The 5,981-nt window shown below is 70.2% G+C and carries 5 protein-coding genes; all 5 read right to left on the bottom strand.

Annotated elements, in window-relative coordinates; all coding sequences use genetic code 11:
• Positions 1–103: 103 nt before the first annotated feature.
• Genes rodA through B8460_RS08580 form a run of 5 tightly spaced genes read right to left on the bottom strand, consistent with a single transcriptional unit; the run spans position 104 to position 5,697 of the window.
• Positions 104–1,249 carry a rod shape-determining protein RodA gene (rodA, locus tag B8460_RS08600; protein WP_048861179.1) on the bottom strand — a complete coding sequence of 382 codons (1,146 nt, stop codon included), beginning with the start codon at positions 1,247–1,249 and terminating at the stop codon, positions 104–106.
• Positions 1,246–3,123 (bottom strand): penicillin-binding protein 2, encoded by a 1,878-nt coding sequence (mrdA, locus tag B8460_RS08595; protein WP_048861178.1) that lies wholly within the window; start codon positions 3,121–3,123, stop codon positions 1,246–1,248. Before mrdA ends, rodA begins: the two co-directional genes overlap by 4 nt.
• Positions 3,124–3,133: 10 nt before the next feature.
• Positions 3,134–3,691 carry a hypothetical protein gene (locus B8460_RS08590; RefSeq protein ID WP_048861177.1) on the bottom strand — a complete coding sequence of 186 codons (558 nt, stop codon included), beginning with the start codon at positions 3,689–3,691 and terminating at the stop codon, positions 3,134–3,136.
• Between the two features lie 11 nt (positions 3,692–3,702).
• Entirely contained in the window at positions 3,703–4,599 is an 897-nt protein-coding gene (gene mreC, locus B8460_RS08585; RefSeq protein ID WP_048861180.1) for a rod shape-determining protein MreC, read from the bottom strand.
• Positions 4,600–4,653: 54 nt separating this feature from the next.
• The gene (locus B8460_RS08580) at positions 4,654–5,697 is read right to left on the bottom strand and encodes a rod shape-determining protein (RefSeq protein ID WP_048861176.1); all 1,044 of its coding nucleotides are present in this window, start codon (positions 5,695–5,697) and stop codon (positions 4,654–4,656) included.
• Positions 5,698–5,981: the final 284 nt, after the last annotated feature.

Raw genomic sequence — 5,981 nt, 5'->3', positions numbered from 1 at the left:
CCGAGCCGCGCGAGCGCGGCGTCGGGCCGCACGCCGATCCGCGCCGTGCCGGCACCCGCGACGCGGTACTCGGTCGCGCGCCAGGCGCGCAGCAGGGCCGGCGTCACGCCTCGTCGCGGGCGGCGAACGCCACGTCGCGGTGGACATAGCAGGACATCAGGATGCCGAACCCGACCATGACGGTGATCATCGCCGACCCGCCATGCGAGACGAGGGGCAGCGGCACGCCCCCGACCGGGATCGCGCCCATCACCATCGCGATGTTCACGAACACGTACATGAAGAAGTTGAAGCTGATCCCCAGCGCCACCAGCCGCCCGAACTGATGCCGGCAGCGGATCGCGATCAGCATGCCGCCCAGGATGATCAGCATCAGCAGGCCCATCAGCGCGAGGCCGCCGACGAAGCCGAACTCCTCGCCCATCATGGTGAAGATGAAGTCGGTCTGCTTCTCCGGCAGGAAATTGAGGTGTCCCTGCGTGCCCTGAAGATAGCCCTTGCCCCACATGCCGCCGGAGCCGAGGGCGATCTTCGACTGGATGATGTTGTAGCCCGCCCCCAGCGGATCGCTTTCCGGGTTGAGGAACGTGTCGATGCGCGCCCGCTGATAGTCGTGCAGATGGGCATAGACGAAGCGGCCGAGCAGCGGCAGCGGCAGCAGCACCAGGGCGAATTTCCACCAGCGCACGCCGGCCGCGAAGAACACCGACATGCCGACCATGCCGCAGATCACCGCCGTGCCGAGATTGGGCTCCTTCAGGATGAGGCCGACCGGCAGCAGCACGGTGACGATGGGCACGATCAGGAACAGCGGATTGCCCATCCGCTCCCACGAGGCGCGGTGAAACCAGGCGGCCAGCGCCAGCACCAGCGCGATCTTGGCCATTTCGCTCGGTTGCAGCTGCAGGCCGCCGAGCTCGATCCAGCGCTGCGCGCCCTTGCCCACGTGGCCGATCCTGGCGACGAGGACCAGCATCACGATGGACAGGCCATAGATCGGCCATGCCAGCCGCGCGATGAAGCGTATGTCCACCAGCGCGATCGACAGCATCAGCACGAGGCCGAGGGCGAAGCGGAGGATGTGCCGGGCGGCATACGGCTCCGGCGAGCCGCCGCCCGCGCTGTAGAGGGCGGCGTAGCCGACGCCCGCGAGGGCGCAGAGCAGCAGCACATACAGCCAGGAGATGTTCCAGAGCTTGCCGATCAGCCCGAAATTGGTCTCGCGGTACAGGCGACGCCCCTCGATCACCGCGGCTCCTCCTCGGCGACGCGCTGACCGGGGCCGCTGCGCGCCGGATCACGCAGCAGGGTATCGGTCATGATGTCGCGCGCGAGCGGTGCCGCGGCGGCCGCCCCGGCATTGCCGTGCTCGACCACGACCGAGACGGCATAGCGCGGGTTGTCATAGGGGGCGAAGGCCACGAACAGGGCGTGCGGGCGCAGCTCCCATGGCAGGTTGGCGCTGTTGAAATGCCCGTGCTCGCGCATCTCGCGCGAGACCCGGCGCACCTGCGACGACCCGGTCTTGCCGGCCAGCTGCACCCGCCCGCCCTGACTCACGCTCTCCGGCAGGCGGGCGGCGGGGGCGGTGCCGCCGGCCTCGTTCACGACGGCGAACATGCCCTGCCGCACCGCCGCGAGGCTGCGGTCCGGCAGCCCGAGCAGGGGCCAGTCGGCAGCCCGGGCGCCCGGTTGCAGCGTCGACCCGATGGTGCGCGTCAGGTGCGGCACCACCACCCGCCCGGTCGCGACGCGCGCGACATAGGTGCAGAGCGACAGCGGGGTGACCAGGATGTAGCCCTGACCGATGCCGCTCACGATGGTGTCGCCGATGTTCCAGTAATGCCCGTGCGCGATGCGCCATTCGCGCGTCGGGATGAAGCCGGGCCGCGCCCCGGGCAGGTCGATCCCGGTGTCGATGCCCATGCCGAGCCGGTGTCCCATCGCGGCGATGCGGTCGATGCCGACGCGACGCGCCGTCTCGTAGAAGAACACGTCGCACGAGTTCTTCAGCCCGCCATGCAGGTCGAGCGAGCCGTGGCCGTTCTTGTTCCAGCAATGGAAGCGGGAGTCGCCGAGGTCGAGATAGCCGGGGCAGTAGATGCGGTCCCACGGCGTCAGCACCTTGGCGTCGAGGGCGGCGAGGGCCACGCACATCTTGAAGGTCGAGCCCGGCGGATACAGGCCGGCGGCGGCCTTGTTGATCAGCGGGGCCTTGCGGTTGGACGTCCATTCGATCCACTGCGCCTGGCTGACGCCGGAGTTGAACAGCGACGGATCGAAGGACGGGTTGGTGGTCATGGCGAGGACCTCGCCGTTGCGGCAGTCCATCACGACCGCGGACGCGCTCTCGTCGCCGAGGCGGCCGAGCACGGCCTGCTGCAGATCGGCATCGATGGTCAGGCCGACATCGTCCCCCTGCTTGCCCTCCTGCCGATCGAGTTCGCGGATCACGCGGCCGACGGCGTTGACCTCCATCTGCACGGCGCCGGCCCGGCCGCGCAGCACCGCGTCGTGCTCCTTTTCCATGCCCGCCCGCCCGACGCGCATGCCCGGAAGGGCGAGCATCGCGTCGGCGGCCACGTCATCCTCGTTCGGCGGCGCCACGTAGCCGACGATATGGGCGAGCTTCTCGCTGAACGGGTACTGCCGCGTGGTGCCGACATCGATCACGATGCCCGGCAGGTCGGGGGCGTTGACCTCGATCTTGGCCATGTCCTCCCAGGTCAGGAACTCGCGCACCATGATCGGGATGAACCGGCGGTGGCGGCGCACCTCGCGCTCGATCCGCGCGCGTTCGTGGTCGGCGAGGCCGACGAGGCGCGTGAGGTTGTCGAGACAGGCGCCCACGTCATCGACCTGTTCGGCGATCAGCAGCGCCCGCCAGTTCAGCCGGTTGCCGGCGACGACCACGCCCGCGCGGTCGAGGATGCGGCCGCGCGGCGGCGCGATCAGCCGGGCGCTGATGCGGTTGCTCTCGGCAAGCGTCGCATAGCGGGCGCCGTCCACCACCTGCACCTGGTACAGCCGTGCCCCCAGCGCCCCGAGGGCGGCGACCTGCCCGCCCATCACCAGCAGGGCACGCCGGGTGAAGACGCTGCTGCGCTGCGTGTCCCGCTTCATGCGACCGGGATCATGCCTGCAGCGGGTCCGCGACCGAGCGATGGGCCCGGATGAACACGATCGCGATCGCCGGATAGATCGCGACGGTGATGATCGCCTGGAACACCGCGGGGCCGGGCGCCAGCAGGCGGAAGAACAGCGCGCAGGCCAGCGCCCAGGTCAGCGCCGCGGCGCCGACCGCGACGCCGACGAAGGCGAGCCAGACGACGACAAAGCCCTGCCGGGTCAGGACGCGCCGCGCCCGCAGCGCGATGCCGTGGGTGATGAGCAACCCCAGCACGCCGACGCCGAGCGGCAGATAGCCGAGCAGGTCCAGCAGCACGCCGATCACGAAGACGACCGGTGGCGGCATGGAGCCGGGGCGGAACAGCGACCAGAACCACACGCAGGCATAGGCCGTCGCCGGCAGCAGCTGTGCCTGGTCGGCAAAGCCGAACGGCGTCAGGCAGAGCAGCATGAGCACGATCGTGCACGCGGCCGGAAAGCAAAGGCGGGCCGTCGCGTCCAGCCGGCGCATCAGCGTGGGCCGCGGCCGGATACCGGGTGTCTGATCGATGAGGTCCACCATGGCCGACGCCCTCAGTGGCGCCCGGCGCCGGCGGCGGGCGTGCCCCCGGCGGAGGACCGCGCGCCCTTGTCGGGCGCGGCCTCGGCATCGAGCTGGCTGTGCAGGCCGTAGTCGAAGATGCGAACGATCTCGAGCCGGTCGAGCTGGGCCAGCGGCTCGACCTCCGGAACGTTGCTCGCGCTGTAGTGAACGGTGCCGATCGGCAGGTTGGCCGGGAAGGCGCTCGCCTCGGCGCTGGTGACGACGCGCTCGCCCTCGGCCGGCATCACGCCCTCCGGCCAGTACATCAGACGCGGGCGCGGCCCGTTGGTGCCGACCATGATCGCATGCGCCCGGCTGCCCTCGAGCACGACCGGGATGCGGCTGTTAAGATCGGTGATCAGCAGCACGCGGGCGGTGCGCGCGCCCACCTCCGTCACCCGGCCGACCAGCCCGCGCGCGTCGAGCGCGATCTCCCCGCGCGTCACGCCATGGCCGGGTCCGACCGAGAGCAGCACAGCGCGCGCGTATACCCCGCCGGCATCCGCGACCACCCGGGCCGTGACATACGAGGGCGTCGGGTCCGGCAGCCAATGCAGGTTGGCCTTCAGCCGCTGGTTCTCCGCGTCCAGCGCGAGCGCGATCGACTGCCAGCGCCGCAACGTCTCGTTCTCCGCCCGCAGGCGCACATTCTCGGCGCGCAGGTCAATCAGCCCCGTGGCATCGGCGGCCACGCTGCGCAGGTCGTGCAGCGGCCCGGAGATGGCGACGTAGATCGGCGCAAGGCTGTCGGCCAGCGCCATGCGCAGCCGCTCCGCCAGCAGCGTGTCCGCCTTGCCGAGCAGCATCAGCCCGAACGAGGCCGCGATCAGCACCGGCAGGGTGAGCTTCGCCAGGGCCTGTCGCGCCGGGATGGACAGCCGCAGGATCACGCCGTCGCCTTGTTCATGCCGCCGCGCGGTGTGGGGCCGGGCAGCGTGGGGTCAGTACATCGAGGTCAGCACGTTGCGCAGGCGCTTCATCTCCTCCAGCGCCCGCCCCGTGCCCAGTGCCACGCATTGCAGCGCGTCCTCCGCCACCACGACCGGCAGGCCCGTCGCGTCCCGCAGCACCTGATCCAACCGGTAGAGAAGCGCGCCCCCGCCGGTCAGCACAATGCCTTTATCGACGATGTCCGCCGCGAGTTCGGGCGGCGTGTTCTCCAGGGCGACCTTGACCGCCTCGGTGATCGCCGCGACGGGCTCCGCGAGGCTGTCGGCGATCTGTCGCTGGCCGACGATCACCTCGCGCGGGACGCCGTTCATCAGGTCGCGGCCCTTCACCTCGCGCCACGGCCCGTCTTCGCCCGGATCGGGCGGGCACGCGGCGCCGAGTTCGATCTTGATCCGCTCGGCCGAGGCCTCGCCGATCAGCAGGTTATGGTTGCGGCGGATGTAGCTGATGATCGCCTCGTCCATCTTGTCGCCACCGACGCGCACGCTCCGCGAATAGACGATCCCGCCCAGCGAGATCACCGCCACCTCCGTCGTGCCGCCCCCGACATCGACGATCATGCTGCCGGAGGGCTCGGTCACCGGCAGTCCGGCGCCGATGGCCGCCGCCATCGGCTCCTCGATCAGCAGGACGCGGCGGGCGCCGGCGCTCTCGGCGCTTTCCTGGATCGCCCGCCGCTCCACCGCCGTGCTGCCGGAGGGGACGCACACGATGATGACCGGCGAGGCGAAGCTGCGGCGGTTGTGCACCTTACGGATGAAATGCTTGATCATTTCCTCCGCCACCTCGAAATCGGCGATCACCCCGTCGCGCAGCGGCCGGATGGCGGAGATGTTGCCGGGCGTGCGGCCGAGCATCTGCTTGGCCTCCTCGCCCACCGCGAGGACCTGCTTCTTGCCCCGCACGTCGGCGATGGCGACGACGGAGGGCTCGGCCAGCACGATGCCGCGACCCTTGACGTAGACGAGCGTATTCGCCGTGCCGAGGTCGATCGCCATGTCCGCGGACATGATGCCGAGAAGGCGTGAGAACATACAGGAAACCCTTGCGCGCCGATCGGGGAGCCGCAGGGCTTAGCGGCACCGGCCAGTGTTGGAAAGGGTCTGCCGCACCGCGACAAAGCAGGGCGGCGAAACCCGACCGGCTCCCGGGCGTCATGCCATGCGGCCGCTTACGAAACGAATCGACGGTACGGCGGCGAAACGCAACGACGGAAGGACACCACGATGACCGGTTCGGCCACGCTTCGGGCGGGACATTCCTCCCGCGCCGGCATCCTGATCACCGCCACGGCCGCCACGGCCATGATGCTGGCGCT

The sequence above is a fragment of the Acidisphaera rubrifaciens HS-AP3 genome (genome assembly GCF_000964365.1).
In the GTDB taxonomy this organism is placed as follows: Bacteria; Pseudomonadota; Alphaproteobacteria; order Acetobacterales; family Acetobacteraceae; genus Acidisphaera; species Acidisphaera rubrifaciens.
Note: the sequence above shows the minus strand (reverse complement) of the source record. Positions and strands in the feature narration are given on the sequence as shown.

Bases quoted from the DNA above. Each gene is read 5' to 3' on its own strand.
- mrdA (WP_048861178.1), bottom strand. From the start codon at position 3,123: ATGAAGCGGGACACGCAGCGCAGCAGCGTCTTCACCCGGCGTGCCCTG.
- B8460_RS08590 (WP_048861177.1), bottom strand. From the start codon at position 3,691: ATGGTGGACCTCATCGATCAGACACCCGGTATCCGGCCGCGGCCCACG.
- B8460_RS08580 (WP_048861176.1), bottom strand. From the start codon at position 5,697: ATGTTCTCACGCCTTCTCGGCATCATGTCCGCGGACATGGCGATCGAC.